Raw genomic sequence first — 26,880 nt, 5'->3', positions numbered from 1 at the left:
GCCTCAGGCGACGGATTTCAGGATGGGTGCCGGGGCATCGTCCTGCATAGGCGGCCAAGGGCGCAGCGCCTCGGCACTGATCCACGCGGCGATCCAGTCGGGGATAGGCGGTGATTTGGCATCAAGGCCCATCGCCTCCAGCAAGCGGTCAGGCGTGACGATGCCGTTCTTGTCCGTTACAGCCGAACGATACAGAACGTGGCTGGCGCATTCGCCATTCGTCTTCCACATCGACTGCTCGATATAGGTGAACTTGTCGTCCCAGCACACCGCGCGGCTGCGCATTTCGAACCGCTCGAACGCGCGCAGGCGGCGACGATAGCGCACCGAAGACCCCGCCATGGTCAGGCCCCAGCGATTGGCCTTGAGCGCATCCACCAACGGCGTGCGACAGGCCATGCCAAGGCGACCCAGATCATAAAGGGTCAGGGCGCGCCCGTTGTTCAACTCGAGGAACCCGTCCAGATCCCAGGGCCAGACCATGTGATGCGACACATGCACATCGGTCAGCCCGATCTGTGGCTGGCGGCGGGCGATCAACACGTCCTTGAACAGGCGGATGAAGGGGAACATTCAACTTACTCCTTTGTACCTCTAGATGCTGCGCTGCCGCACAAGGTCAAGAGGTGCGGCCATGTGACCTTGCGCCACGTGGCCCGTCGGCTTAGGTCTGGAAAAACCAAAAAGGACCCGACGATGCTGGTTATCTACGATTTGCTGCAACTGATCTTGAGCGTTGTGTACGTCATCATGATCGTCCACATCATCATGAGCTGGCTGATCAGCTTTCAGGTGCTCAACATGCACCAGCCGATTGTGGGTCAGATCTGGACCGGGTTGAACCGGCTGCTGGAACCGATCTACCGCCCGATCCGGCGGTACATGCCCGACACGCACCCGCTGGACCTGGCACCACTGGTCGCCTTTGTCTGCGTCATCGCCCTGCAGTCGATCATCCTACCCGCACTGTTCGGATTACGCTGATCTTGGGCTTGTTCACGGCCTGTTAAAATGTGAGTCTGTATCCAACGAGCAGACTACATAAAATTTGACAGGGTTTTCACGACATGGCCACCAGCGCTGCCACGCTGTTGCAGGACGTATTCGGGTTCGACGGATTCCGCCCCGGGCAGGAAGAGATCGTGGATGCCGTGGTGGCGGGGGAAAACACCCTGGCCATCATGCCCACTGGTGGCGGTAAATCCCTTTGTTTTCAATTGCCTGCGCTGATGCGCGAGGGGGTGACGGTGGTCATCTCTCCGCTGATTGCGCTGATGCGCGACCAGGTGCGCGCGCTGCAAGAGGCCGGGGTGAACGCAGGCGCGCTGACCTCGGGCAACACGCCCGAAGAAACGGACGCCGTGTGGGAAGCGCTCGAGCGGCGCGAGTTGAAACTGCTCTATATCGCGCCGGAACGTCTGGCGGCGGGGTCCTCCATGGGCATGTTGCGCCGCATCGGGGTCAACATGATCGCCGTGGACGAGGCGCATTGCGTCAGCCAGTGGGGCCATGATTTCCGCCCCGACTACCTGCGCATCGGCGAATTGCGCCGCGCGCTGGACGTGCCACTGGCCGCGTTCACGGCGACGGCGGATGCGGAAACCCAAGTCGAGATCATCCAAAAGCTGTTTGACGGGCAGCAACCGCGCAGTTTCCTGCGCGGCTTTGACCGACCCAACATCCACCTCGCCTTTGCCGCCAAGAACGGGCCGCGCGCGCAGATCCTGAACTTTGCCGCCGCCCGCAAGGGGCAGTCGGGCATCGTCTATTGCGGCACGCGGGCCAAGACGGAAACATTGGCGCAGGCGCTGCGCGAGGCCGGGCACGCGGCGATCCACTATCACGGCGGGATGGAGGCCGACGACCGCCGCATCGCCGAGCGCCGCTTCCAGCAGGAAGACGGGTTGATCGTGGCGGCCACGGTCGCCTTTGGCATGGGGGTGGACAAGCCCGACATCCGTTGGGTCGCCCACGCTGATCTGCCCAAGTCGATCGAGGCGTATTACCAGGAAATCGGGCGCGCGGGGCGCGATGGTGCGCCTGCCGAAACGCTGACACTGTTCGGCCCCGATGACATCAAGCTGCGGCGCACCCAGATCGACGAGGGGCTGGCCCCACCCGAACGGCGCACTGCGGATCATGGGCGGTTGAACGCGCTACTTGGTCTGGCCGAGGCGCTGGAATGTCGGCGCAAGACGTTGCTGGGCTATTTCGGCGAGGCCGAAGTGACCTGCGGCAGTTGCGATCTGTGCGATGCCCCGGCCGAGGTGTTCGACGGGACGACGGCCGTGCGCAAGGCCCTGTCGGCAATGCTGCGCACCGAAGAATGGTTTGGCGCGGGCCACCTGATCGACATCCTGCTGGGGATCGAAACGGACAAGGTCCGCCAGCGCGGGCACGACAAATTGCCGACCTACGGGGTGGGCAAGGAATATACCAAACCGCAATGGCAGGCGGTGTTCCGGCAGATGATGGGGCACGACCTCGTGCGCCCTGATCCCGAACGCTACGGCGCGCTGCGCATGACGGATGCGGCCCTGCCGATCCTGCGGGACGAGGCCAAGATCACGCTGCGGCGCGACACGATCAAATCCGCCGAACGCCGCCCCGTGGTCAAGGCGATGGTGTCCGAAGAGGACGCGCCGCTGCTGTCCGCGCTCAAGGCGAAACGGCGCGGGCTGGCCGAGGCGGCCAAAGTGCCAGCCTATGTCATCTTTCCAGACCGCACCCTGATCGAGATGGCAGAACGGCGGCCCAACAACCTCGACCAGATGGCGCAGATCAGTGGTGTGGGCGCAAAAAAGCTGGAGAAGTTCGGCGATGCCTTCCTCGAAGTGATCAATGGCGAGGCCGCCGCCCTGCACCCGACCCGGCGCAAGCTGGCGGGGCATTCGGCGGCCACGATCTATGATCAGTTGCTGGCGGTGCAGGCCGAACTGGCGCGCGGCAGCGACGGGACTGACAAACCGCTCAGCTGTTCGGCCTCGCAACTGGCCAAGGTGGCGCAGCTGCGCACGGCGGATGATGCGGCGCTGGAACGGCTGCTGGGGGATCGCAAGGCGGAACGTTTTGGCCCCGCCTTTCTGGACGTGCTGCGGGACGCGGGCTAGATCATTTTTCGGACTTTGGGGGTAGGCACATGTTGGTGGTGATTTCTCCGGCCAAGCGGCTGGATTGGGCGGAACGGGCGGTCGAGATGACAGCGCCCGCGATGCAGGACGACGCGGTGCGGCTGGCGCGCACGGCGCGCAATCTGACGCTGGGCAAGCTGAAGGCGTTGATGGACCTCAGCGACGATCTGGCGCGCCTGAACCGTGACCGGTTCCAGGCCTTTGCCGATGCGCCCGGGGCCGAGGTGACGCGCCCCGCGATGCTCGCCTTTGCGGGCGACACCTATCAGGGCCTCGATGCGGCGACGTTGAGCGAGGACGAAACCGCCTATGCGCAGGATCATCTGCGCATTCTGTCCGGGCTTTACGGTTTGCTGCGTCCTCTGGATGCGATCCAGCCCTACCGGCTGGAGATGGGCAGCCGCTTGAAAACACGGCGGGGTCAGTCGCTCTATGACTACTGGCGTACTGACATCGCCAAGGCGCTGAATGCGCAGGCCGAGGCGGTGGATGCGCATGTTCTGGTGAATTGCGCCAGCCAGGAATACTTTGGCGCGGTGCCTGAAAAGGCGCTGAAACCCCGGATCGTCACGCCTGTCTTCATGGAGGACAAAGGGGCGGGGCCGAAAATCGTGAGCTTTTTCGCCAAACGGGCGCGCGGCGCGATGGCGCGCCACATCGTTCAAAACCAGGTGCGCGATATGGACGGCGTCAAAGCCTTTGACGCGGATGGCTATGTGTTTCAGCCCGATGCATCGGATGAGGCGCGACTGGTCTTTGTGCGGCCCTACCCGGCCTGACGGTCATCCTCTTCTGCGAAGGGGGGCAACGCCTCTTCAGGGCACATCTCGCGCAACTTGCCGTGGATTTCCGGCTTGCGCAGCGGTTTCGTCAGGTAGTGGTCGATGCCAGAGGCAAGGATACCCTGATCGTCCCCGTCCATGGCATGCGCGGTCAGGGCCACGATGGGCACATGACCACCTGATTTGGCCTCGATCTCGCGGATTTTCGTGGCAGCCTCTTTCCCGTCCATCTTGGGCATCGAGATATCCATAAAGATCAGGTCGGGCTTGAAACTCTCGAATTTCTCGACCGCTTCAAGGCCATTATTGGCAAAGACGAATTCGATCTCGGCACCCTTGACCATCTTGCCGAACACCAGCTGATTGGTCTTGTTGTCCTCGGCCGCCAGCACCCGCATCTTGCGCCGCTGGACCGGGGCAAGCGGTGCCTGTGAATCCACCAGCGGGCCGACGGATTGCAGGCGGGCAAACAGGTCGGCGCGCGGCACGGGTTTTTGCATGATGGCGTGCAGATGCGCGGCACCGGGATCGTTGGCGGCAAAACTGGGGTTCGAGCTGAGCAGCAGGATCGGCGTGTCATGCCCCGCCGCGCGCATCGCATCCGCCAGTTCCAGCCCGTCCATCTCGGGCATGTTGTGGTCGGTCAGAACCAGATCGATGTCGGTCATGTTTTCCAGGGCCTCCGCGCCACTCGAACAACAGACCACACCCAGTCCCATCTGCTCCAGCTGGCGGCGCAAAATGGTGCGGTTCGCCTCGATATCATCGACGACCAAGACCCGGCGCAGCCCGTCGGGCACGGGCGGATGTTCCGGCAGGTCGGAATCGCTGAGCGCAAGCGGGATGCGGAAGCCGAAACAGGAGCCGACCCCGTCCTCGCTTGTCACCCACATCTCACCCTCCATCAGGGCGACAAGGCGTTGCGAGATGGCGAGGCCCAGACCGGTGCCGTCAAACTGGCGGTTGCGTTCGTTTTCGACCTGATTGAACTCGCCGAAAATGTGGTCGATCTTGTCCTCCGGGATGCCGATGCCGGTGTCTTCGATCACGATTGTCACGTCGGCCTGTCCGCTGTCGGGGTCCGGCACGCCAGTGACGCGGACCAGCACGTGGCCCTCCGATGTGAACTTGACCGCATTGCCCATCAGGTTGGTCAACACCTGCCGGATACGCCCAGGATCGCCGATATAGGCGGTGGGCAGGAACAGGTCAAAATCCACCAGCAGCGTCAGGTTCTTGTCCCGCGCCGAGGGTTGCAGCAGCATGATCACCTCGTGAATGCTGCGCTCGAGGTCAAAGGGTTCGGGGTGCAGTTGCAGCTTCTGCGCTTCGATCTTGGAATAGTCGAGCACGTCGTTGATGATGACAAGCAGCGCCTCGCCCGAATTCTTGATCGTGTCGACGTATAGCTGTTGTTCCTCGCTCAGCCCTGTATCGCCCAGCAGTTCAGCCATGCCCACAACCCCGTTCATGGGCGTGCGGATCTCGTGGCTCATATTGGCGAGAAAGGCGGACTTGGCCCGGCTTGCAGCCTCGGCCTCGGCCCGGGCGGCCTTGAGTTGTATCTGGTACTCGACGGATTCGGTGATGTTGTGGCCAAGCGACACGATGTCTCCGCCCTGCCCGCGCCGGTCCACCAGCTTCACATACTGGTCGTTCCACATCCGGATCGTGATCGGTTCGGGCTGCGGTTGCATCCAGCGTTCGGTCATCATCTGGCGCCAGTCGTCGGGGGCGAGGCTGCCAGTGTTCACGATCCCCTCTTCGGTCATCACTTGCAGCAGAGTGACATAGTTCACCCCCGGTTTCACGATCTCCAGCCCGCCGAAAATGACCAGATAGGCGCTGTTGGCCGCGATCATCTGGTTATCGGAGTTGAAGAACGCAAAGCCGTCCGTGATGGTCTGGACGGAGTGCCACAGCCGCCGTTCCGCAATCTCGACCTTCTGGTTGGCTTGCCCCAACTCGGTCTTGACCCGCTCGTTTTCGGTTTTGACAGTGGCCACTTCGGCGCGGGTTTCGACGATCTCGCCTTGCAGGGCCGCGGCGTGTTTGCCCAGCTTTCGATTTGCCGCCGACAGTTCCGCCTGTTTGAGCTCCAGCAGCCGTTCCGCCGCGAGCCGCCCGCGCCGTTCCTCAGCCAGCTTGTTTGCAAGGCTCATTCCCGTACTCCGCCAAATGTACCTCTGCGGGATATGTCACGAGTATGGTGAAGATGACCTTAACCCGGGCCCTCGAAACATTTGCAAGCGCTGCATGCGGCGTGGCAGGCTGATCCCGACCCTTGTCCAGTTCTGTTCGGAGATGCGCCATGCGCCGATTGTTGTTGTCCTGCCTCTGCATTGTTTGGTCTGCCGCCGTCTCTGCCCAGTCCCTCATTCCCGATCAGCGCTATGTGCTGACGCAGGACATGGACTTTTACGGGGCGGATCGCACGGCCCTCTTCGACACGACATTTGATGCCTGCCAGAGAGCGTGCAGCGCGGATGATCAATGCGTCGCCTTCACCTTCAACACCCGCTCGAATGCCTGTTTTCCCAAATCCGCAATCACTGATCGCGAGCCGTATGTCGGTGCACTGTCTGCCGCGCGGATTGACGCCTCGCCATCCTTGGCGGACGCGGCCGCACAGCGAGCCGACTGGCTGAAACTCTCCGATGTGGATCGCGACGCCGCGCATCGTCTGGCCGCAGGCATGGGCACCCGGTTTCCGGTCAACGCGGAGACGGTCGCGACCCTGACCGAGGCCGCGCGCGCCGCCTGGCAACAGGGGGACCGGGCGCAGGCCCTGCGCTGGACAGGTGCCGCCGTGGCCCTTTCGGATGCGCCTGATCTGTGGACCCGTTATGCCTACCTCGCCTTGCGTCTGAACGACACGGTCTCGTCCCGGGTGCGGCGCGAGGCGCGGCGGGACGCAGTGCCCGCCGCAATCAACGGCTATCTGCGCGCCGATACGCCGGGCGGACAGGCCAGCGCCCTGCACGCGCTTGGCGAGGCATTCGAGGTCAACGGGCGCGGGCGCGACAAGGTCACGGCGCTGCGCCTTGCCCAGCAAATCCAGCCGCGCGATGACATCGCCACCGCGCTGGACGAGGCCATCGCCAAATACGGCTTCCGCGTCGTCGACACCCGTGTGGATAGTGACAGTGCCGCGCCGCGCGTTTGCGCTGCGTTCTCCGACCCGCTGGTGCAGGCGGGCGTCGACTACGACCCCTTCGTGCGGACAGAGGCGCGCGGGCTGGTGGTGCAGGTCGACGGCAGTGATCTCTGTGTCGATGGCGTGACCCACGGCGAACGCTACCGCCTGACCCTGCGCGCGGGCCTGCCTGCGGCCGATGGCGAAGTGCTGCACAAGGATGTGGACCTGACGCTCTATGTCCGTGACCGCGCGCCAGTTGTCCGCTTTCCCGGGCGCAGCTATGTGCTGCCGCGCAACGCAGGGGCCAGCATCCCCGTCGATACGGTCAACTTGAACGAGGTCGATCTGGTGCTCAGCCGGGTCAGCGACCGCAATCTGGTGCAATCCCTGCGCCGCGATTTCTTTGGCCGGCCCCTGTCGCAATGGCAGGTCGAGCAGTTCCGCGACGAGATCGCGGAAGAGATCTGGCGCGGCACGGGCGAGGTGCAGAACACCCTGAATCAGGAGATGCGCACGCGCCTGCCCCTGGGCGATGTGCTGGGTGACCAGCCGCCGGGCGTCTACGTGTTGACCGCGCGCGAGGCCGGAAATGACGACTACGGCGTGCTGGATGCGGCGCAGTGGTTTGTGCTGTCCGATCTCGGCGTGTCGAGTTGGCAGGGCACCGACGGGCTGACCGCCGCCGTGCGATCCTTGGGTGATGCGGGCGCGGTCGAGGGCGCGCGTGTGCAGCTCTTGTCCCGCGCCAACGCTGTTCTGGGCGAGGCGCGCACCGATGCCGAAGGCTTTGCCAGTTTCGCGGCGGGCCTGACACGGGGGCGCGGGGCCGCAGCACCGGCACTGTTGCAGGTGGACACAGGCGATGACTTTGTGTTCCTGCCGCTGACCGACCCGGCCTTTGATCTGTCGGATCGCGGGGTGGAGGGGCGACCGCCCGCACCCCCATCGATGTGTTCCTGACCACGGATCGCGGCGCCTATCGCCCCGGCGCCACCATCCACGCAACCGCCCTGGCCCGCGATGCGCAAACACGCGCCGTGGCGGGCCTGCCGCTCACGGCCATCCTCAGCCGCCCCGATGGCGTCGAGTACAGCCGCACCACCAACACCGCCGATCAGGCGGGGGGCCACGTGCTGTCCATGCCGCTCGCGGCCAGCGCCCCACGCGGCACATGGCGGATCGAGATCAAGGGCGATCTGGACGCCCCACCCCTCGCGTCCGACACGGTGCTGGTCGAGGATTTTATCCCGGACCGCATCGACGTGGAACTGACCATGGCCGACACCGCGCTCAGCCTGACTGCGCCCGCCAGCGTCACAGTCGATGCCCGCTATCTGTTTGGCGCGCCCGGTGCCGATCTGTCGGTCGAGGGCGACGTGCGGGTGCAGCGCCGCGACGGGATCGCGGACTGGCCGGGCTATGCCTTTGGCCGCCATGACGCGCCGTTTTCGACGCAACGCAGGTATTTCGACGGCGGGCGCACCGATGCCGAGGGGCGCGCGCGTGTGGCGCTGACCCTGCCGCAGGTCGAGGCCGAAGGCGTGCTGCTGGAGGCCGTGGCAACGGTGCGCGTGTCCGACAGCGGTGGCCGCCCGGTCGAACGGTCGCTGACCCGCCCCGTCGCGCCCGAGGGGGCGGTGATCGGGATCAAACCCGGCTTTGACGATGTGCTGCCCGAAGGGGGCACTGCGACCTTCGATCTTGTGGCCGTCGGCGCACCTGCCGACATGCCGGTGCAGTGGACCGTGAACAAGGTCGAGACGCGCTATCAGTGGTATCAGCTTTACGGCAACTGGAATTGGGAGCCGGTGACCCGCCGCATCCGCGTTGCGCGCGGCGAGGCGGTGCTGAGCGAAGCGCCACAGTCCCTCGACGTCGCCACCGAATGGGGCGACTACGAGTTGGTGGTCGAGGCGCAGGGCGGGGCCTACACGGCCAGTTCCGTCGGCTTTTCCGCCGGATGGTATGGCGGCACCGATGCCAGCAGCACGCCCGACCGGCTGGAGTTGTCGCTGGACGCGGAACGCTACCAGGTCGGCGACACCGCGCAGTTGCGCATCGTGCCCGCCTTTGACGGGGTCGCGATGGTGTCGGTCTTGTCGAGCGGCGTGATCTCTCGTCAGGCGGTGCCTGTGGTTGCGGGCGAAAACACGATCCCGCTCGAGGTGGGCGAAGACTGGGGCACGGGCGCCTATGTCACCGCGTCCGTCCTGCGTGGTGTGGGCGGTGAAGCATTCGGCCCGACCCGCGCACTGGGGCTGGCCCATGCCGCAGTCGATCCGGGCGACAAGGCGCTGGCCGTGTCCATCGACGCGCCGACCGCGACAGGCGGACAGGCGGGCGAAACCGAGGTGACCGTGCGCGTCGACGGGTTGAACGGCGGGGCAGGCTACGTGACGCTCGCCGCGGTCGATGTGGGTATCCTGAACCTCACCGGGTTCGACGCGCCAGACCCGCAAGGCCACTATTTCGGCCAGCGGCGTCTGGGGGTGGAGTTGCGCGACATGTATGGCCGCCTGATCGACGGCGGCGGTGCCATGGGCGCAGTACGCTCGGGCGGGGATGCGGCCAACGGCATGCAACGGCAAGGCCCGCCACCGACCGAGGCGGTCATGGCCGCCTTTTCTGGCCCTGTTGCTGTCGAACCAAACGGCACCGCACGGATCACCATCCCGCGCCCCAACTTCAACGGCACGATCCGCCTGATGGCGGTGGCGTGGTCCGATGAAGGTGTCGGGCAGGCGGACACCGAGGTGCTGGCCCGCGATCCGGTGGTTATCTCCGCCGCCGTGCCACGCTTCCTCGCGCCGGGGGACAGCAGCCGGATGATGCTGGAATTTGTCCATGCCAGCGGTGACGCCGGTGTGATGCCACTGACCGTTTCCGCCAAGGGGATCGAGGTCGGGCAAGCGCCCGCACAGATCGACATCGCCGAGGGCGGCACGGTGCGCGTTATGCTGCCCCTTGGCGCGCGGGAGGTGGGTGATCACAGCATTGACGTGGCTTTGACCACCCCAGACGGCACCGTCTTGACCAAGGCGCTGACACTGGGTGTCCGCGCCAACGATCCCACAACCGCCACCACGCGCCGCTTCACCCTTGGCGTGGGCGAGGCGCTGACCTTTGACGATAACGTGCTGGCCGATCTGCGCAGCGACACGGCGCGCGCCACGCTGGCGGCAGGCCCGCTTGCGCGCTTCGACATGCCGGGGCTGCTGCGCCAGCTTGATCGCTACCCCTATGGCTGTACAGAACAGGTGACCTCGGCCGCGCTGCCCCTGCTCTACGTCCCGCAAACGGCGAATGCTGCCGGGATCGGCGACGTGCAGGAACGGATCGACGGCGCGATCACCCGCGTCCTCACCCGTCAGGCAAGCAACGGCGCCTTTGGCCTGTGGCGCGCGCAGTCGGGGGATTTCTGGCTGGATGCCTATGTCACCGACTTCCTCAGCCGGGCACGCACCCAAGGGTACACCGTGCCCGACAACGCCCTGCGCCTCGCGCTGGATAACCTGCGCAACCGGGTGAACTACGCGCCCGACTTTGACACAGGGGGCGAGGATATCGCCTATGCCATGATGGTGCTGGCCCGCGAAGGGGCCGCATCTATGGGCGATCTGCGCTATTACGCGGACACCAAGGGCGCTGCGTTCTCGACCCCGCTGGCGCGCGCGCAACTGGGCGCAGCACTGGCGAGCTATGGGGAACAGACACGCGCCGACCGGATGTTTGGACTGGCCGAAGAACTGGCGCTCCAAGGGAAAGACGGCACCGCACGGTGGCGCGATGACTACGGCACCGCCCTGCGCGACGCGGCGGGCCTGCTGCATCTGGCGGCAGAGGCGGGCAGCACCCGAATCGACCGCGCGCGCCTGTCGAACAGCATCACGAAACGCGCCGGGCGGTACTCGACCCAAGAGGCTGCGCAGGTCCTGATGGCGGCCCAGGCACTGCGCAGTGGCACCGGCCCGGCGGCGCTGACCGTGGATGACGTACCCGCACCCGGCCCCGTGGTGCAGAGCCGCGCAGCGGGCGATGCCACCTCGGTCATCCGCAACGTGTCCGGCACCCCGCAGGACGTCACGCTGACGACCTATGGCGTGCCCCTGATCGCGCCCGAGGCGGGTGGCTATGGCTACAGCATCACGCGCACGGCCTATGACCTGGATGGTCAAGCGGTCGATGGCCCGTGGCGCGTCGGTGAACGCCGCGTGATCGTGCTGCGCGTACAGCCTTTCGAGACGGTTGGCGCGCGCCTGATGGTGGACGATCCGCTGCCAGCGGGGATCGAGATCGACAATCCCAACCTGTTGCGCTCAGGCGATGTGCGGGGCCTCGACTGGCTGCAACCGGCCCCGGTCGAACATGCCGAATTCCGCGCCGACCGCTTTCTGGCCGCCGTAGACCACCGCGGGGCGGACCCGTTCGAGCTGGCCTATATCGCCCGCGCCGTTAGCCCCGGCGACTTCCACCACCCCGCTGCGCTGGTCGAGGATATGTACCGCGCCGAATACCGCGCCGTCACCGACACCGGGCGCACCGTGGTGAGCGAGTGAGGCTGACGCACCGCCCCTTCTTTGCCGTTGCGGCGGCGATGCTCTGTGCCGCCACGCTGCACGCGGTCTGGGACGGCTGGGTGGAGCGCACGGTATTGCCCGCGACGCTGGCCGAAACCTCGACTGAGATGCGCGACAGCAACGGGCACCTCATGCGCGCCTTTGCGGTCGAGGACGGGCGTGTGCGGCTGGCCCTTGGGCCGGTGGATGCGGACTTCACCGCCATGCTGATCGCTTACGAGGACAAGCGGTTCCGTCAGCATACGGGGGTGGATGGATGGGCCATGGCGCGCGCCGTGGCGCAGGCCGTGCGCGCGGGCGAGGTGGTGTCGGGCGGTTCCACCCTCACCATGCAGGCCGCGCGCCTGCTGGAAAACTCGGGCACCGGCATCCTGCGCGGCAAGCTGCGGCAGATGCGGGTGGCCTGGGCGCTGGAACGTCGCATGGAAAAGGCGGCGATCCTACGGCTGTATTTGCAACACGCGCCCTATGGCGGGCGGATCGAGGGGGTGCGCAGCGCGTCCTACCTGTGGTTCGGCAAGGAACCCGCGCGCCTGTCGCCTGCCGAGGCGGCGCTGCTCGTTGCCCTGCCGCAAGCCCCCGAAGCGCGCCGGCCCGACCGCAACCCTGATGCCGCCCGCGCCGCGCGCGACCGTGTGCTGGCCCGTGTTGGGGCCGCGCCGGTGGCCGCAGATGTGCCCAGCGCCATGCGGCCCCTGCCGCGCCTGGCGCCCCATCTGGCGGATGCGCTGCGGCGCGATGATCCGCTTGCCGCGCGCTTTGACACATCGCTCAGGGCAGGCTTGCAACAGCAGATGGAAGCCCTCGTGCGCACCCATGCTGCGGGGCAGGCGGCAGGTGTGTCCATGGCGCTGATGGTGGCCGACCACCAAAGCGGAGAGATCATCGCCCGCGTCGGCGCCCCGCACTATACGGATGCGCAGGGCGCGTTGGGATATGTGGACATGACCCGCGCCAAGCGCTCACCCGGATCAACGCTCAAGCCGCTGATCTATGCGCTGGCCTTTGACCGGGGTCTGGCGCATCCCGAAACCGTCTTTGCCGACCGGCCCACGCGCTTCGGGCGCTATGCCCCGCAAAACTTCGACGGTCACTTTCGTGGCGACGTGACCGCGCGCGCCGCTCTGACCCAATCGCTGAACATCCCCCCCGTGGCCCTGACCGAGGCGCTGGGACCCGAGCGGTTGATGGCGACCCTGCGCAGCCTTGGGGCCGCACCGGAACTGCCCGGCGGCAAGCCCGGTCTCGCGGTGGCTCTGGGTGGCGTGGGCCTGAGCCTCGAGGATCTGATGCGGACCTATGCGGGCCTGGCACAATTGGGACACGTCACGGCGTTGTCTGACAGGCCCACCGAACAAACCACAGGCGCGCAGATCATCGTGCCCCGTGCGGCGTGGCAGGTGGGGGACACCCTGCGCGACATCCCCCGCCTGCAGGTGCGGTCGCGGGGCTGGCTTACAAGACCGGCACGTCCTACGGACACCGCGACGCCTGGGCCATTGGATATGACGGGCAGCACGTGATCGGCGTCTGGATGGGACGGCCCGATGGCACACCTGTGCCCGGTGCCTTTGGCGGGGATCACGCCGCGCCCATCCTGTTCGAGGCATTCGGGCGGCTGAAGCAAAACTACACTCCACCACCACCGCCCCCCGCCGACACGCTGATGCTGACCACGGCAGAGCTGCCTGCACCCCTGCGCCGGTTCGGTGCGGCGCGGCCCGGCACCAAGGGGCCCGCCGTTGCCTTCCCGCCCAATGGCGCAGTCCTCGCGCAGTCCGATACGGTGGTGAAAGTCGAAGGGGGTGCATTGCCGCTGACCGTGTTGCTGAACGGCGCGCCTGTGATGTCCGGAGTGCGCAACCGTCACATCAGCATCGGCGCGCTGGATCGCGGGTTTTCCGACATTGCGGTGATCGACGCAGCGGGCCGGTCCGCCCGTGTCGCGGTCGAGCTGCGCCCCTAGCGCTGTCCTTCGCGCAGCCACGCGGCGGTGATGAACCCGGCGGCGAGCAGCAGCACCAGCCAGGGCGGCAGCAGCGCCATCTGGCGCACATCCTGCGTCTCGTATGCGCCACGCGGCGTGATCCCGATCCAGCCGCGCCCGGCTGCCGGGCGCCCTTCGCGCACGGTGCGGATGCGGGGCGTGCCCTCTTCCAGACGCAGCACACCGCCACGGGTCGCGGCCACACGCTCGCCCAGAACGGCATCGGTGGCGATTGTCGCCTCGAACTCCTTAGGCGCGGCAGGGCCAAGGCCGATCACCGTGCTCTGATCTCCGTTCTCAAGGCGGTAAAGCCCGATTTCCGGCCCGTCAAAGCGGGTCTCGAACTGCCCCGGCTGGGCCTCGGTCATTTCAAGCTGGGTGACGCTGCCATCGGGGCCGGTCACCGTCACGGGTGGCACGGATTCTGACAGTGTGCGGCGCAGGATGCGCATGGACTGGCCCGTGGCGGTGGCGGTCAGGGCCTCTTCCTCCAGCTCGGGTTCCTTCATCATCCAGTGGGCCAGACGGCGCAGCAGTTCCAGCTGCGGCCCGCCGCCCTCATAGCCACGGTTCCACAGCCACGCATGGTCGGAGGCGAGGAGCGCCACGCGCCCTTCCTCAACCCGGTCGAGCACCAGTAGGGGCCGCTCGTTGACACCGTGCATCACGACATTGCCAGAACGCGCCTCTACATCCACCTGCCGCAACCAGCGGCCCCAATCACCGGCGCCGGGCAAGGCGGTGGTCACGGGGTGGCGCTTGCCCACTTCGGACACGGTGGGTCGATAGGCCTCTTCCAACACGCGGGCCGAGGGCTGGGCGGGCATGACCGACCCAAGGGGCGAGCGATACAGGCTGTCGGCACTGGCAAAATCCGGGCCCGCAGCGACCAGCACGGCGCCGCCATCGCGGACATAACGCGCCACATTGTCGAGGTAGAGCGCAGGCAGAATGCCGCGCCGTTTGTAACGGTCAAAAATGATCAGATCGAAATCGTCGATCTTCTCAAGGAACAGCTCGCGCGTGGGAAAGGCGATGAGGGACAATTCGCCCACCGGCACGCCGTCCTGCTTTTCCGGCGGGCGCAGAATGGTGAAGTGGACAAGGTCGACCGAGCTGTCGGATTTCAGCAGGTTGCGCCAGGTGCGCCCGCCCGCATGGGGTTCGCCCGACACCAGCAGCACGCGCAACCGGTCGCGCACGCCGTTCATCTGGATCAGGGCGGTGTTGTTGCGGTCGGTCAGCTCTCCCTCGGCTTCCGGAACGGAAAACTGGATTACGTTGCGCCCGCCATGGGGCAGGGTCACGGGCAGTTCGATATCCTCGCCGATGCGCACGTTGAACCGCTGGGACGGGGCGCCATCGACCGAGATGTCGAGTGGTGCAAGGCCGGTATCGGTGGGCGCGGCGCCACTATCCTCGATCCGCAGGGTCAGGGTGACGGGTTCGCCGATGATGGCAAAGGCGGGGGCGTTCTTGACCAGCAGGCGGCGGTCCCAATCCGTCTCGCGCCCGCTCAGCAGCAGATGCAGAGGCGCGGGCAGGTCAATGGGCAGATCGGCGTCATGCACCTGCCCGTCGCTGATGGCGATCAGGCCCGCGACACGGGCGCGGGGTTCTTCGGCCAGCGCGTCCGACAGGGCGGTCATCAGGCGGGTGCCTGCATCCTCATCCCCGTCCGGCACGGTGATGCGGCGCACCTCTGTGCCCTCGCGGGCAATCAGCGCGGCCTCAAGCGCGTCGGCGGCGGCATCCGACTGATCGGGGCGGTCGCGCAGGCGCTGGCTGGCGCTTTGATCCTCGGCCAGGATCACGATGTCACTGAGGGGCGCGCGCTCTTCCTGTTGCAAGGCGGGGCCGGACAGGGCGGCGAGCACGATCAACCCGGCCATGCCACGCAAGGCCCACCCGTTGAGGCCGCGCATCAGGGCCAGCACAACGCCCGCCACGACCAGGGCGGCAAGGATGGCCAGCACCGCCCAAGGCACCAGCGGGTCAAAGAGGATTGTTCCGGTCATTGGCCCAACCGATCCAGCAAGGCAGGCACATGGACCTGATCGCTTTTGTAATTGCCTGTCAGCACATGCATCACGAGGTTCACACCAAAGCGGTAGGCCAGCTCGCGCTGCCGCTCACCGCCAAAACCACGGCCTACGGGCAGCATCGCCTGTCCGCCCGGTGTCACAGCCCAGGCAGCGGCCCAGTCGTTGCCGCCGATCACCACGGGTGTGACCCCGTCATTGAGGTTGCGGAAGGGCATCCCCTCGACCTGCTCGGCGCCGGGCGGTGCGGCCTCGACCCACAATTCGCCGTCGGTGTGGCGGCCCGGAAACTCCTGCAGCAGATAAAAGGTGCGGGTCAGCACATGATCACGCGGGATCGGCTCCAGCGCGGGCACATCCAGGGGGGCGGCAAGGTCCTGCAACTTGTGCCCGTTGGGGCTGGATGCGCCAAAACCCGCAACATCGCCGTCGCGCGTGTCAAACAGGATCAACCCGCCCGAACGCAGGTAGTCGTTCAGCTTGGCATAGGCCTCGCGCGAGGGGCGCGGCTGGTCGGGGGTGACGGGCCAGTACAGGATGGGAAAGAACGCCAGTTCATCGGTTTCCAGATTGACCCCGATGGGCGTCGCAGGCTCGACCGATGTGCGGAAAAACAGGGTGTCCGACAGGCCGCGCAGGCCCGCATCGGCCACCTCATCCACCTGACGATTGCCGGTCAGCACATGGGCCAGCACAACCTCAGAGGCGGCAGCGACCTGCGCATCCGCGTCCTGTTGCGCCTGCGCCTGCGGCGTTGGGAGGGCGAGGAACAGGGCCGCACCGATGGCCGCCGTGCGGCTGGCACGCACGCCCCCGGTCAGCCGCCCCGACAGGGCGAGCGAGGCGATCACATCCACCAGCAACAGCGCAATCGCCGCCGCCAGCAGCAACCCACCCAGCGGTTGCTCGGGCGCAGTGGCAAGGCCCGAAACCTGAATGCGGTTCGGCCAAGTCGCGGCTGTCAGCGTCGCATCGGGCGTCAACACATTGCGGGCAAGGCTGCGCTCGCCAGAGACATAGACGCCGGGCAGCAGGTCGGGGCCAGCCGGATCGCTGACCAGCTTGGGCCCCGGCACACCGGGACGCGCACCCGCATCGCTGAGGGTGCCAAACCCGTTCATCACCACCTGCGGCGTCCAGATCGTACCGTCCAGATCCTCCGCACTCGGGCTGGCGCTGGCCGACGAGATGGCGAGCCGTTCAAGCATTTCGACAAACAGACCCGACAGCGGCAAAGACGACCATTCCGCATTCGCCGTCACATGGAACAGTACGATCTGCCCCTGCCCGCTGCGCTTGCGGGTGACAAGCGGGGTGCCGTCGCTGAGTTCTGCAATCACACGTTCGGCCAGGGTCGGGTCGGGCTGTGCCATGACTTGCGCTGTGATCTCGACATCGCCGGGCAGGGCAAGACCAAAGAAAGGCGAACCTTCGCGGAACGGGGCAAGGGTCTTGGGCGACCCCCAACTCATCGCGCCACCTACGCTGCGCCCACCCGAGCGCAGGCGGACCGGCATCAGGGGGTCTTCCTCAATGCGGCTGATGTCGCTGGCGGCGACACGCGGTCCCGCAAAGCGGACCAGCAGGCCACCGTTTTCGACCCACGCGGCGATGTTCTCGGTCTCGCCATCGGACAGGGTGGCCACATCGGCGAGTACGATCACATCCGGGTTGGCGGGCAACACGTCGCTCAATGCGCCGCGCAGCAGATCGGCCGAGGGTGCAAGCGCGCGTTCGAGGTAGTGCAGCGGGGACAGCAGTTCGAGGCCCTCGCGCCCCTCGCGCCCCGCAATCAGCGCAACCTCGCGGCGGCGCAGGCTGTCATCGACCAAGGTGACAGCCCCGGCAGAACGTGCGCCCTGCACCTCGAAACGTGTGACGCGGGCGCGCAGTTCTGCGGGCAGGGACAGGGCGGTTTCTGCCGTCAACTCTCCGGCGGCAAAGACTGCATTCGCGGTGGCAAGTGTCGTGGCATTGCCCGCGGGGTCGCGCCCCTGGGCCAGCACGGTCACGCCGCGTTCGTCGCCGGGAACCGAGCGGATGGCGGTAAGTTCCACAAGCCCATCCACATAGCGCGCAGGGGTCAGGGCCACCACATCCGCCACGGCCTGGGTCACGCGGACGGGGCCACGCGCCTCCAGTGTCGCAAGCAGGGCGGGGCGATCGACATAGTCCAGACCGTCGCTGAACCAGACCGTCTCGAACCCGCCGTCGGGCAGGAATGTCTGCAAGGCATCGGCATTCGCCGGTTGCCAGGGCGCAGGTGTCAGGCCGGGCAGGCGCGCGGCCACCGTGTTGGCCGCCTGAAACACCGCAGCACTCGGGCGTGCCAGATGCAGCAGCGCCACTTCGCGCCCCGCAGCACCCGCACGGCGCAATTCGGCCTCGACGCCCTCCAGCTGGCGCGGCCAGCGCGCGGCCCCGGCCCAGCTGCCATCCATCACGATCAGCAAGGGGCCACTGCCCGCCTGTCCGTCATCCTCGGGGTTCAGCACAGGGCCAGCGAGGCCGATGATCATCGCCGCAACGGCCAGCATCCGCAGCAACAGCAGCCACCAGGGCGTGCGGTCCGACACCGCCTCGTCATCCTGCAAACCCAACAGCAGCGCCACGCCTGGAAAGCGTTGGCGAATGGGTGCGGGCGGAATGGCGCGCAGGATCAGCCACAGGATCGGCAGGGCGATCAGGGCCAGCAGCAACCATGGCGCGGCAAATCCGATAGGGCCGAAAATGGTCACGTCCGCGCCCTCCCGCCATCCAGCGCGCGCCACAGCCACAAAAGGCCCGCCTGCGCCGAGGTTTCGGTGTGGTGCAGCCCGTATTGCCAGCCCGCAACGGAACACAGCTGCTGCAACTCGGCCTTGCGCGCGGCCAGACGATCCAGATAGCGGTCTTTCAACTCGGACGCTTTGAGCGTCTCATGCTCCAGCGTGCCGCCCACGCTTTCAAACACGGTGCGCCCGCGAAAGGGAAACGCTTCCTCTGCCGGGTCGAGTACGTGCAGCAACACGCCGCGCACACCCCGGTCGGCGGCCTTGGTCAGCGCAGTGCGCACCGCCGCGATATCGCCCATGAAATCCGAGATGAAGACGGCCCGCGCATGGGGGATCATCGCCCGGTGCTCGGGGGGTTCATAGTCATGCTCGGCATCTTCGGTGAACATCTCGGCCAGCCGCAGGATCTGCGCATTGCCCCGGCGGGGCGGCAGGCGCGTGCCGGTCAGGCCCACACGTTCGCCGCCGCGGATCAGAAGGATGGCACAAGCCAGGCCCAGCACCCGCGCACTTTCGGATTTCGTCGGCAAGGCGTCGGAAGAGGCAAAGCGCATCGCCGCCCCCTGATCGACCCACAGCATCACGGATTGCGCAATCTGCCACTCGCGTTCGCGCACGAACTGTACATCGCCCATCGCACTGCGGCGGTGGTCGATCATGCGGCGGCTGTCGCCGACTTGGGCCGGGCGGTACTGCCAGAAATCATCCCCCATGCCCGCGCGGCGACGCCCGTGGTCACCCAGCAGAACGGCGCCCGCCAGATGCTCGGCCCGCGCCAGAAGGGCGGGCAGGCGTGCGGCTTGCGTCTCGGCCTTTTCGCGCAGGGCAAGGGGTGTGATCACGCCGCAGCCTCTTGGCGGCTGAGGGTCGCCGCCGTTTCGTCAATCAGATCGGCCAGGCTGTCACCGCGCGCGCGCGCGGCAAAGTTCAACGCCATGCGGTGGCTCAGCACCGGGCGGGCCATGTCGATCACATCCTCGACGGATGGGGCCAACCGGCCCTGCAACAGCGCGCGCGCACGGACCGCCAGCATAAGGGCCTGCGCCGCGCGCGGCCCCGGCCCCCAGGCCACCGTCTCACGTACCTTGTCCGACGCATCCACCTCACCCGGGCGGAAGGCGCGGACCAGATCAAGGATCATCTCGACCACCGAGTCGCCCACCGGCATCCGGCGCAGCAACGTCTGTGCCGCCAGCAATTCGTCGCCCGAGAACACTTGCGTCGATTCCGCATCCTCCGTCCCGGTCGTGGCGACCAGAATGTCACGCTCAGTGTCCCGGTCGGGATAGAGCACGTCGATCTGCACAAGGAAGCGGTCAAGCTGCGCCTCGGGCAGCGGATAGGTCCCCTCCTGCTCAATCGGGTTCTGCGTGGCCAGCACGTGGAAGGGCACGCCAAGGGGGCGGTCCTGCCCGGCCACGGTCACCGTCTTTTCCTGCATCGCCTGCAACAGCGCCGATTGGGTCCGGGGCGAGGCGCGGTTGATCTCGTCCGCCATCAGCAACTGGCAAAACACAGGGCCAGGCACAAAGCGGAAGGCCCGGCTGCCATCCTCGGCCGTGTCCAGCACTTCGGAGCCGAGAATATCGGCCGGCATCAGGTCAGGCGTGAACTGGATCCGGCTGCCATCCAGTCCCATCACCGTGCTCAGCGTCTCGACCAAACGCGTCTTGCCCAGACCCGGCAAACCGATCAGCAGGCCATGCCCGCCGCACAACAGGGCGGTGAGGGTCAGATCAACCACCCGCTCCTGCCCGATGAACCGCCGTGTGATCGAGGCTTTGGCTTGCGCCAACTTGCCCCCAAGCGCTTCGATTTCGGCAACAAGGTCCTCTGCGTCGGTCATGACATCTCTTTCATTCGGAATATATGCTATCTCACAACCTATTGCCTCAGGATGGAATGGCAAAACATATGAGTGGACAAAAAACCGTGACACCGGATGCCGAAGGGCTCGTGGCGTCGATCACTGCTGCAAAAACACGCGGTTTGCCGCCTGTACACCTCTGGAATCCGCCGTTTTGCGGCGATCTGGACATGCGGATCGCACGGGACGGGACGTGGTTTTACCAGGGCACGCCGATTGGGCGGCCCGGACTGGTCAAGCTGTTTTCATCGATTCTCAAGCGGGAAGAGGGGAAGTATTTCCTCGTCACGCCGGTGGAAAAGGTCGGGATCACCGTAGATGACGCGCCCTTTGTGGCGCAGGATTTCGAACCGAGCGGAGAGGGGAAGGCACAGGTGCTGACCTTCACCACCCATGTGGGGGATGTGGCCGTCGCAGGCCCCGACCATCCGATAAGGGTCGAGCGGGACGCAGAGACGGGCGAACCCGCGCCTTACATCCTGATCCGCGCCGACCTCGAGGCGCTGATCGACCGCAAGAGCTTTTACCGGCTTGTCGATCTGGGGGTGCATCACGACGACTGGTTCGGCGTGTGGTCGTCAGGGGAGTTCTTTGGGATCATCCCGTCGGAGGAGTTGCCGTAGGGTTGGGGTGGTGAGGGACAGGGAGACATAGCCTTTGCGCATGCCGGGTAGGAAAAAGCCAGAATTGGACGCCTATCTTGAACGTTGATCGACAGGAGTGCGGGACAAAGCACCAGTTTGCTGCGGCTGCGCCAATGTCCGCATTCGAGCGAATTTTTCATTCAAGTTTGACTGTCAATAACTTCATCGATTTCGCGTAGCACTTTCTTCGCGGTATCACTTAATTTATCAGGTGGTGTGCCTGTAACAACGTACTTTGATGGCGCGTTGGGCAGATCTCCCAGACGCGTATGAAGCTGGGCTGCTTTGGCTTCCTCAACGAGTGCTGCTCGTGTTTCATAATCGGCCATTTCGATAACACCGCCACGAAAACCAACCTTCATTGCAAGCGGTTCCGCTGTCGGATTTTGAGACGCCGATAGCAGAGATTTCTTTGCTGAAATCACATCAGAAAGAACTCGCCTAACAGCAAACAACGCGCCCATCTCATCCGCGCCGAGTAGCAAGTAGAACTCATCTCCCCCATCTCGAGACCTGTAGATCTCCGCTGACGATGTGGAGAATTCAGCTCTTGCCCCTATCCGAAACATCTTCTCTTTTTTGTACATCGCATCGGAAATAATCTTTACAAAAGACTGAATGTAGCGGCTCCCAAATTCGTCTCCTTGCGTATCATTCACCGTCTTAAGTCCAAACAAGTCAATGTAAACTAGGGTGAAGTTAGACCTTCTGTTATTGTCTGAAATTAGTTCGTCCAGTTCCGTCTCAAAGCGAAATTGATTAGGGAGACCCGTTAGAGGATCAACTCCTCTTCGACGCCGTTCCTCCGTCAGCATTTCTTGGAGATCAGCAATCCGCGCGGATTGCAGTTCGGACGTTGCGTCAAGACCTTCTATCTTTTGTTCCGTGGATTTGTGGCCGAGGTAAGTAAGTAGCAAGCCGACGGCGACGGCCAACAGAACCCATAGGATGGGGTTTTCATCAACAGATTTTCGGAATTGAGCGTACTCTGGAAGTACAGACTTGATCAATGTGTCCGCCGATATTGCGACTACAATGCCAATGATCGCAATTGTAAGGCTTCTGAAAGTCTCGAAAATTTCTTTCATGTACGGTCATTACTCAGCTTAACTTGAAAACCAGGTTTCGTTTGCCTCTTTCGATTTTTTCAGAAATCGCGGTTACGAGCTGTGCGTTCAGTGCGGCTGCTTGGTCCACGATCGTAGAAATTCTTAAGTTCTCCATTCTGGTATCGGTAATTCTGCCCGGCTCTATATCAAAAAAGATGAGTTTTTCCGTAGCCGAGTTATCCAAAGATCTAACTGCGCTTTCCAGAATCAATGCCAACTCACCATCTGAAAGTTCCCCAAAGAAGAAATCAGAAATCACGACATCTGGAGTATTGAAGTCTTCAAATCTAAGCCAAAAATGGACGTCGTTTTTATGTGCGAATTGAACGCTGAAATCATCGATCCTCATTGACATCTCTAGCGCTGCCAGCGCGATGTTTGGATCATTTGATTCGAATATCATGTTGTCCGCATGTTTCTTGCAACCTGGTTCAAAATAGCTTCTCGCTCCGTGCCATGATGATCGCCGATCAGGTTGGGCAAAGTAAAGCCGCCGTTCGCCATCTAGCGGCATTTTAGTACGTTGGGCTCGAAGCAGCCTCTAACAAACTTCCCAAAACCCCCTCCCGACACACCCAACACCAACCAACTGCCAAGCATTGCACACCAGATGTGCATCTCCTCCGCTGGCTCTCTCCTCTGTTCTCTTGCATCCTCTCCCAAGGCGGACAAACCGCGCCCCAACCGGAGGACACCTCATGACCCAAGGCACCGCTCTTATCATCGGGGCAGGCAGCGGCCTGTCGGCCTCTCTTGCCCGACAATTGCACGCGCGCGGGCATGATCTGGTTCTGGGCGCCAGAAACACGGACAAGCTGGCCGACCTCGCCGCTGAAACCGGTGCCCGCACGGTCGCCCTCGACGGCAGTGACCCGGCCTCTGTCGATGCGCTGTTCGAAAGTCTTAACAATCGGTTAAGCGTTGCCATCTACAACCCCTCCGCCCGTCAGCGTGGCCCGGTCACCGATCTGGACGCGCAAGAGGTGCGGCGCGCCATTGAAATCACCGCATTCGGGTCGTTCCTGATGGGGCAGGCCGCCGCGCGGATCATGCTCACCCAGGCCGAGCAGGACGGGCGCCGCGGCACCATCCTCTTTACCGGTGCCTCGGCGGGGGTGAAGGGCTTTGCCCAGTCCGCCCCTTTTGCCATGGGCAAGTTCGCCCAACGCGGCCTTGCCCAGTCCATGGCCCGCGAATTGCACCCCAAGGGCATCCATGTGGCCTGGGTCAATATCGACGGCGGCATTTCCAACACGGCCCGCACCGAACGCATCGATGACGGCACCGACAAGATGCTGGACCCGGACGCCATCGCCACTGCCTATATGCAGTTGATCGCCCAGCACCGCTCGACCTGGAGCAACGAACTGACACTGCGCCCTTGGGTCGAGACCTTTTGATGGCGCAGCGGCAAGGTGCGGGCTAGGTTCCGCATATGCCGCGATTTGCTGCCAACCTGACACATCTGTGGGCCGAGCTGCCCTATCTCGACCGGTTCGATGCCGCGGCCGAGGCAGGGTTCACCGGCGTCGAGGTGCTGTTCCCCTATGAAGTACCCGCGCCCGACACGCTAAAAGCGTTGCAGCGCAACGGCTTGGAGATGGTGCTGTTGAACGCACCGGGCCCGAATTACACCGGCGGCCCGCGCGGCTTTGCGGCCATTCCGGGGGGCGAAGCGCGGTTTGACTACGACATGCGCCGCGCCGTGCGCTATGCACAAGCGCTGGGCGCGGGACTGATCCATGTGATGAGCGGGGACGCCAGCGGCCCTGAGGCCAAGGCAACCCTGATTGCCAACCTCAGGCGGGCCACCGCCAACCTGCCGGACGGTTTGTGCCTGACGCTTGAACCTTTGAACGAGGGCGCGATGCCCGGCTATTTCATGTCCAGCTTTGACCTCGCCGCCGAGGTGATCGAGGCGGTGGACACCCCCAATCTGGGCCTGCAATACGACAGCTACCATGCGCAAGAGATGACCGGCGATGCGCTGGGCACGTTTCAGGCCATGCGCCCGCTGATCCGCCACATCCAGATCGGCGACTCGCCCGGGCGCACGCCACCGGGCACCGGCAAGGTTCCCTTTCCCGCCCTGTTCGACGCGATAGATGCAAGCGGGTATGACGGTTGGGTCAGCGCCGAATACACCCCGAATGGCCATACCGAACGCGGGCTGGGCTGGATGCGGTAAGGCTGTGCGCCTGTGCACTTTTCAGTTCTGCACAGCGACACTAGGTCTGGGCCGAGAGTTACAGGAAAGCCGCCCATGATCCCTGCCCGCTACGCCCACATCGCCTTTGGTTTCCTGCTGAGCGGGATGATGTCGTTTCTGGTGTCCGGCATTTCGACCGTGCTGGCCATCGGCCTCGTGCCCGGGTTTCTGGGCCAGTGGGTCGGGGGATGGCTGCCCAGTTGGGCCGTCGCCTTTCCCATTGTGCTGTTCGTAGCACCCCTTGCACGTCGCCTCGTGGCGGCCATGACGCGCCCTGACTAGGATGTGTCCCCGCGGGGACAGGCTGTTCGCCGGGTATACGAGATATCAATCCGTTTGTGATTTCGGCGCTGTATCAAGCGGTTATCGCTGCGCACGGTCTGGTGGCCGATGTTAACCATGCGAAACGCACCATGGTGCGCGACGGGGCGCGGTTTTCATGAAATGCGGGATTTTGGGGGGTGCCGCCAGAAGAGGCGCGCAGGCCCGCTGCCGCAGAAGGGACCACATCGTTGGTGCGTGAACGCGGTCTTGTTCGGGGCGGGTCACACCGAATTCAGGTTGTGTGTCGAGATACGGTAGCAGGTGCGTTCGTCACCCACCCGGTACGCGACAGGCTCGAACTTAAGACGGCTTTGCGCAGGAAGCGGATTTTGCAAAATTGCGAATTGGCTTAAACATTGATGTATCGTGCTGTTACTCGCTCCGGCCTAATCACACTGGACCTAGATCCTTTTTGTTTGGACAGACTTGCCGTCCACTTTAACTTCGAACTCGACCCCATCAGCGCGAATTCTGAAGAAATGAATGGCCATGCTGAGGTACTCGGTTCTAGGCCCTTCCTGAATTACTTTATCTCCAGAGAGGTCTTCTTCCTCGAACCTTCGATCTCGCCAGAAATATCGAGTACATACGAGCGTCTTTGGGATGCCGTCCATGTCATCAAAGACAGCCTCTAGTGCTAACGCTGCTGCCGCATTCCTACCCAAAACAACGTCGGATCTTGTAAAGAACTTCCTTACACCTTTGGCGACAGTTCCCCAAACCTCCAGATTTTCTGCTACAGGCTTTGCCAGGAAGAAGGTTGCAACAAGTAGTGGCCAATAATCAGACAATACTTGAACGATCGTTGCGAACGCCGGAACTGAATATCCGGGAGCAACGTCGACTTCCTCAAACGTTTTGGAGAATTCCCTCTCGACATGCGATTTGAAGACTTCGTACTGTTGCTCCTCGCTTAGTCCGTTCGGCTGTCCGTAACTATCACCAACGATACAAACAAGAACTTCCGTAGGTCCTTCATTTCTTTGACCACCATGTTTCTCCACATCAGGAACCTCTCTGGCGATGCTGACCATAAAGCAAAATGGCCATTACTTCCTTTTCATGCTTATGATCGCCCTTACGACGAGTATTGTCGAGGCCGGCACCGCCCTGTTGCATCCACTCGGTTGACAAGCTTTAGCATACACTAAACTGATGTTTTGACACCCCACAGAACCGGTTTTTGGCAGGGGATGACACCAACAGCAAATGGGTGTCTTGGCGGAGAAAAACGGTTGATGAGACTTACAAAAATGGGAACAAGGCACGTCAAACTGTCCAGAATTGTTACCTGGTCTCAGCTTGCTAAGCTTGGAACAACTCCCATGGTACGCTTGACTACCTTGGTGCCTTTAATCGGAATTTTTCTGCTTTTCAACGAACAGACCGAAGTGGTCTTTCAGTTTCCTCAATTTCTGAAGTCGGACATTGGTGAAACCGCAGACAATGAGATCTCGGCGTCGAATCTCTACTTCACGTATTTTGGCCTTTGTAGCTTGGGCATAGCATCCCTATTGTTCACAGCCTTTTGCCCAAAGGAAATACAAGATCAACCAAATCAGCAGTTTTTCGTTTCTCAGGCCACTTCAACCGAAACGCCAGTCCTAGCCAAAGCCAATTTTCGAGAGGTTTTGGATCTACATCATGCTCAAATTGACGATGAGCAGTCTTGGGACAACCCCAATTACCCTGGGGAACTTGAAAGCGATTTTCATGCCTTGATGGAAGAATTCTACACAACGGCAGATCATGGCGAGCACGATACAGATGACGGTTTTCCAGAAGTAATGATGTCGACGGGCTACCTGGACTTCACAGATTTTGCACACATGCTTTGGTCGAATCCACGAGTGGTATGGCCCATGACAATTCCGGTATTTGATGTTGCGCCAAAGCTAGCAAAGGACGTTGCGTACATGAGATTTCGAGCGCTGAATTTCACTATGTACAAGGTGCGCGTCTGGATTTCTTCGTTCTTTCTTCTTGGCTTCTTGCTTTTGGCGTTTCCAACACTTCGTGTCTTCGCTCTCTTAAGCTATGGAGTGGTTTTCGGTTGGAACTAAACCGTCAGAACCAATGTCCGGTTCGGGCTGCCGAGGAACCATGAGGTGTTTAAATCAGTGAAATGCTGTTAGACTACCCACCGATGACGAAACGTGCAAAAATAGCTATCTTCGTGATCATAGTTGTCGCGACCTTTTTCCAAGAGAACGTAACTCTCTGGGACATCCTCGGTGTGGTCTTCACTGGCTGTGTCTTGGCGTTCTACGAGAGAATCAGAGTTTGGCTTGAACC

The 26,880-nt window shown here is 63.5% G+C and carries 19 protein-coding genes and 1 pseudogene; 11 read left to right on the top strand and 9 right to left on the bottom strand.

Annotated elements, in window-relative coordinates:
• Nucleotides 1-3: 3 nt before the first annotated feature.
• Complete coding sequence (locus tag ACMHLQ_RS11685) at nt 4-573, bottom strand: acyl-CoA thioesterase (RefSeq protein ID WP_415404976.1); 570 nt, start codon at nt 571-573, stop codon at nt 4-6.
• A gap of 123 nt (nt 574-696) precedes the next feature.
• Between ACMHLQ_RS11685 and ACMHLQ_RS11680 the strand changes: the two genes are divergently transcribed.
• From ACMHLQ_RS11680 to yaaA, 3 genes are all read left to right on the top strand, one after another.
• Nucleotides 697-984, top strand: coding sequence for a YggT family protein (locus ACMHLQ_RS11680; protein WP_415404975.1), 288 nt, complete (start codon nt 697-699; stop codon nt 982-984).
• Between the two features lie 83 nt (nt 985-1,067).
• Nucleotides 1,068-3,110, top strand: a complete 2,043-nt coding sequence (gene recQ, locus ACMHLQ_RS11675) for a DNA helicase RecQ (protein WP_415404974.1) — start codon at nt 1,068-1,070, stop codon at nt 3,108-3,110.
• A gap of 29 nt (nt 3,111-3,139) precedes the next feature.
• Nucleotides 3,140-3,910, top strand: a complete 771-nt coding sequence (gene yaaA / locus ACMHLQ_RS11670; RefSeq protein ID WP_415404973.1) for a peroxide stress protein YaaA — start codon at nt 3,140-3,142, stop codon at nt 3,908-3,910.
• Here yaaA and ACMHLQ_RS11665 read toward each other — a convergent pair.
• Complete coding sequence (locus ACMHLQ_RS11665; RefSeq protein ID WP_415404972.1) at nt 3,898-6,075, bottom strand: response regulator; 2,178 nt, start codon at nt 6,073-6,075, stop codon at nt 3,898-3,900. The two genes, yaaA and ACMHLQ_RS11665, sit on opposite strands and share 13 nt — an antisense overlap.
• 149 nt (nt 6,076-6,224) lie before the next feature.
• Here ACMHLQ_RS11665 and ACMHLQ_RS11660 point away from each other — a divergent pair, with 149 nt between their 5' ends.
• The 3 genes and pseudogenes from ACMHLQ_RS11660 to pbpC all read left to right on the top strand — a co-directional run bounded on the left by ACMHLQ_RS11660 (nt 6,225) and on the right by pbpC (nt 13,595).
• Nucleotides 6,225-8,012: a PAN domain-containing protein gene (locus ACMHLQ_RS11660; protein WP_415404971.1), complete on the top strand. Its 1,788-nt coding sequence runs from the start codon at nt 6,225-6,227 to the stop codon at nt 8,010-8,012.
• Nucleotides 8,003-11,608, top strand: a complete 3,606-nt coding sequence (locus ACMHLQ_RS11655) for an alpha-2-macroglobulin family protein (RefSeq protein WP_415404970.1) — start codon at nt 8,003-8,005, stop codon at nt 11,606-11,608. The genes ACMHLQ_RS11660 and ACMHLQ_RS11655 overlap by 10 nt, the downstream gene beginning before the upstream one ends.
• Before the next feature lie 38 nt (nt 11,609-11,646).
• Nucleotides 11,647-13,595, top strand: a pseudogene (gene pbpC, locus ACMHLQ_RS11650) (penicillin-binding protein 1C).
• Here the strand turns inward: pbpC and ACMHLQ_RS11645 are convergent.
• From ACMHLQ_RS11645 to ACMHLQ_RS11630, 4 genes are read right to left on the bottom strand one after another with little or no spacing between them, the layout of a single operon-like run.
• Nucleotides 13,592-15,634, bottom strand: coding sequence for a hypothetical protein (locus tag ACMHLQ_RS11645; protein WP_415404969.1), 2,043 nt, complete (start codon nt 15,632-15,634; stop codon nt 13,592-13,594). The pseudogene pbpC and the gene ACMHLQ_RS11645 overlap by 4 nt on opposite strands.
• The gene (locus ACMHLQ_RS11640; protein WP_415404968.1) at nt 15,631-18,396 is read right to left on the bottom strand and encodes a DUF4159 domain-containing protein; all 2,766 of its coding nucleotides are present in this window, start codon (nt 18,394-18,396) and stop codon (nt 15,631-15,633) included. The genes ACMHLQ_RS11645 and ACMHLQ_RS11640 overlap by 4 nt, the downstream gene beginning before the upstream one ends.
• Nucleotides 18,393-19,274 carry a DUF58 domain-containing protein gene (locus tag ACMHLQ_RS11635; RefSeq protein WP_415404967.1) on the bottom strand — a complete coding sequence of 294 codons (882 nt, stop codon included), beginning with the start codon at nt 19,272-19,274 and terminating at the stop codon, nt 18,393-18,395. The genes ACMHLQ_RS11640 and ACMHLQ_RS11635 overlap by 4 nt, the downstream gene beginning before the upstream one ends.
• Nucleotides 19,271-20,278: an AAA family ATPase gene (locus tag ACMHLQ_RS11630; RefSeq protein WP_415404966.1), complete on the bottom strand. Its 1,008-nt coding sequence runs from the start codon at nt 20,276-20,278 to the stop codon at nt 19,271-19,273. The genes ACMHLQ_RS11635 and ACMHLQ_RS11630 overlap by 4 nt, the downstream gene beginning before the upstream one ends.
• A gap of 68 nt (nt 20,279-20,346) precedes the next feature.
• On the opposite strand from ACMHLQ_RS11630, the gene ACMHLQ_RS11625 reads away from it, so the two are divergent.
• Nucleotides 20,347-20,922 carry a DUF1285 domain-containing protein gene (locus tag ACMHLQ_RS11625; RefSeq protein ID WP_415404965.1) on the top strand — a complete coding sequence of 192 codons (576 nt, stop codon included), beginning with the start codon at nt 20,347-20,349 and terminating at the stop codon, nt 20,920-20,922.
• 161 nt (nt 20,923-21,083) lie between these two features.
• On the opposite strand, the gene ACMHLQ_RS11620 is transcribed toward ACMHLQ_RS11625, so the two are convergent.
• Both ACMHLQ_RS11620 and ACMHLQ_RS11615 read right to left on the bottom strand, forming a co-directional pair.
• A complete protein-coding gene (locus tag ACMHLQ_RS11620) occupies nt 21,084-22,031 on the bottom strand; it encodes a GGDEF domain-containing protein (RefSeq protein WP_415404964.1) in 948 nt (315 codons plus the stop codon).
• 13 nt (nt 22,032-22,044) lie between these two features.
• Complete coding sequence (locus ACMHLQ_RS11615) at nt 22,045-22,455, bottom strand: hypothetical protein (RefSeq protein ID WP_415404963.1); 411 nt, start codon at nt 22,453-22,455, stop codon at nt 22,045-22,047.
• Between the two features lie 295 nt (nt 22,456-22,750).
• Between ACMHLQ_RS11615 and ACMHLQ_RS11610 the strand changes: the two genes are divergently transcribed.
• The 3 genes from ACMHLQ_RS11610 to ACMHLQ_RS11600 all read left to right on the top strand — a co-directional run bounded on the left by ACMHLQ_RS11610 (nt 22,751) and on the right by ACMHLQ_RS11600 (nt 24,543).
• Nucleotides 22,751-23,452, top strand: coding sequence for an SDR family NAD(P)-dependent oxidoreductase (locus tag ACMHLQ_RS11610; RefSeq protein ID WP_415404962.1), 702 nt, complete (start codon nt 22,751-22,753; stop codon nt 23,450-23,452).
• Between the two features lie 35 nt (nt 23,453-23,487).
• Complete coding sequence (locus ACMHLQ_RS11605; protein WP_415404961.1) at nt 23,488-24,240, top strand: hydroxypyruvate isomerase family protein; 753 nt, start codon at nt 23,488-23,490, stop codon at nt 24,238-24,240.
• A gap of 75 nt (nt 24,241-24,315) precedes the next feature.
• Complete coding sequence (locus tag ACMHLQ_RS11600) at nt 24,316-24,543, top strand: DUF2798 domain-containing protein (protein WP_415404960.1); 228 nt, start codon at nt 24,316-24,318, stop codon at nt 24,541-24,543.
• A gap of 443 nt (nt 24,544-24,986) precedes the next feature.
• Here the strand turns inward: ACMHLQ_RS11600 and ACMHLQ_RS11595 are convergent, their stop codons facing one another.
• Nucleotides 24,987-25,619 carry a hypothetical protein gene (locus ACMHLQ_RS11595; protein ID WP_415404959.1) on the bottom strand — a complete coding sequence of 211 codons (633 nt, stop codon included), beginning with the start codon at nt 25,617-25,619 and terminating at the stop codon, nt 24,987-24,989.
• 291 nt (nt 25,620-25,910) lie between these two features.
• Here ACMHLQ_RS11595 and ACMHLQ_RS11590 point away from each other — a divergent pair, with 291 nt between their 5' ends.
• Nucleotides 25,911-26,648: a hypothetical protein gene (locus tag ACMHLQ_RS11590; RefSeq protein ID WP_415404958.1), complete on the top strand. Its 738-nt coding sequence runs from the start codon at nt 25,911-25,913 to the stop codon at nt 26,646-26,648.
• Nucleotides 26,649-26,880 lie beyond the last annotated feature (232 nt).

Source organism: Tateyamaria algicola, assembly GCF_047715485.1.
GTDB lineage: Bacteria > Pseudomonadota > Alphaproteobacteria > Rhodobacterales > Rhodobacteraceae > Tateyamaria.
Note: the sequence above shows the minus strand (reverse complement) of the source record. Positions and strands in the feature narration are given on the sequence as shown.

Bases quoted from the DNA above. Each gene is read 5' to 3' on its own strand.
- recQ (WP_415404974.1), top strand. From the start codon at position 1,068: ATGGCCACCAGCGCTGCCACGCTGTTGCAGGACGTATTCGGGTTCGAC.
- ACMHLQ_RS11600 (WP_415404960.1), top strand. From the start codon at position 24,316: ATGATCCCTGCCCGCTACGCCCACATCGCCTTTGGTTTCCTGCTGAGC.
- ACMHLQ_RS11595 (WP_415404959.1), bottom strand. From the start codon at position 25,619: ATGGTCAGCATCGCCAGAGAGGTTCCTGATGTGGAGAAACATGGTGGT.
- ACMHLQ_RS11665 (WP_415404972.1), bottom strand. From the start codon at position 6,075: ATGAGCCTTGCAAACAAGCTGGCTGAGGAACGGCGCGGGCGGCTCGCG.
- ACMHLQ_RS11590 (WP_415404958.1), top strand. From the start codon at position 25,911: ATGGTACGCTTGACTACCTTGGTGCCTTTAATCGGAATTTTTCTGCTT.
- ACMHLQ_RS11625 (WP_415404965.1), top strand. From the start codon at position 20,347: ATGAGTGGACAAAAAACCGTGACACCGGATGCCGAAGGGCTCGTGGCG.
- yaaA (WP_415404973.1), top strand. From the start codon at position 3,140: ATGTTGGTGGTGATTTCTCCGGCCAAGCGGCTGGATTGGGCGGAACGG.
- ACMHLQ_RS11605 (WP_415404961.1), top strand. From the start codon at position 23,488: ATGCCGCGATTTGCTGCCAACCTGACACATCTGTGGGCCGAGCTGCCC.
- ACMHLQ_RS11680 (WP_415404975.1), top strand. From the start codon at position 697: ATGCTGGTTATCTACGATTTGCTGCAACTGATCTTGAGCGTTGTGTAC.
- ACMHLQ_RS11660 (WP_415404971.1), top strand. From the start codon at position 6,225: ATGCGCCGATTGTTGTTGTCCTGCCTCTGCATTGTTTGGTCTGCCGCC.
- ACMHLQ_RS11685 (WP_415404976.1), bottom strand. From the start codon at position 573: ATGTTCCCCTTCATCCGCCTGTTCAAGGACGTGTTGATCGCCCGCCGC.
- ACMHLQ_RS11610 (WP_415404962.1), top strand. From the start codon at position 22,751: ATGACCCAAGGCACCGCTCTTATCATCGGGGCAGGCAGCGGCCTGTCG.
- ACMHLQ_RS11620 (WP_415404964.1), bottom strand. From the start codon at position 22,031: ATGAAAGAAATTTTCGAGACTTTCAGAAGCCTTACAATTGCGATCATT.
- ACMHLQ_RS11645 (WP_415404969.1), bottom strand. From the start codon at position 15,634: ATGACCGGAACAATCCTCTTTGACCCGCTGGTGCCTTGGGCGGTGCTG.
- ACMHLQ_RS11630 (WP_415404966.1), bottom strand. From the start codon at position 20,278: ATGACCGACGCAGAGGACCTTGTTGCCGAAATCGAAGCGCTTGGGGGC.
- ACMHLQ_RS11615 (WP_415404963.1), bottom strand. From the start codon at position 22,455: ATGATATTCGAATCAAATGATCCAAACATCGCGCTGGCAGCGCTAGAG.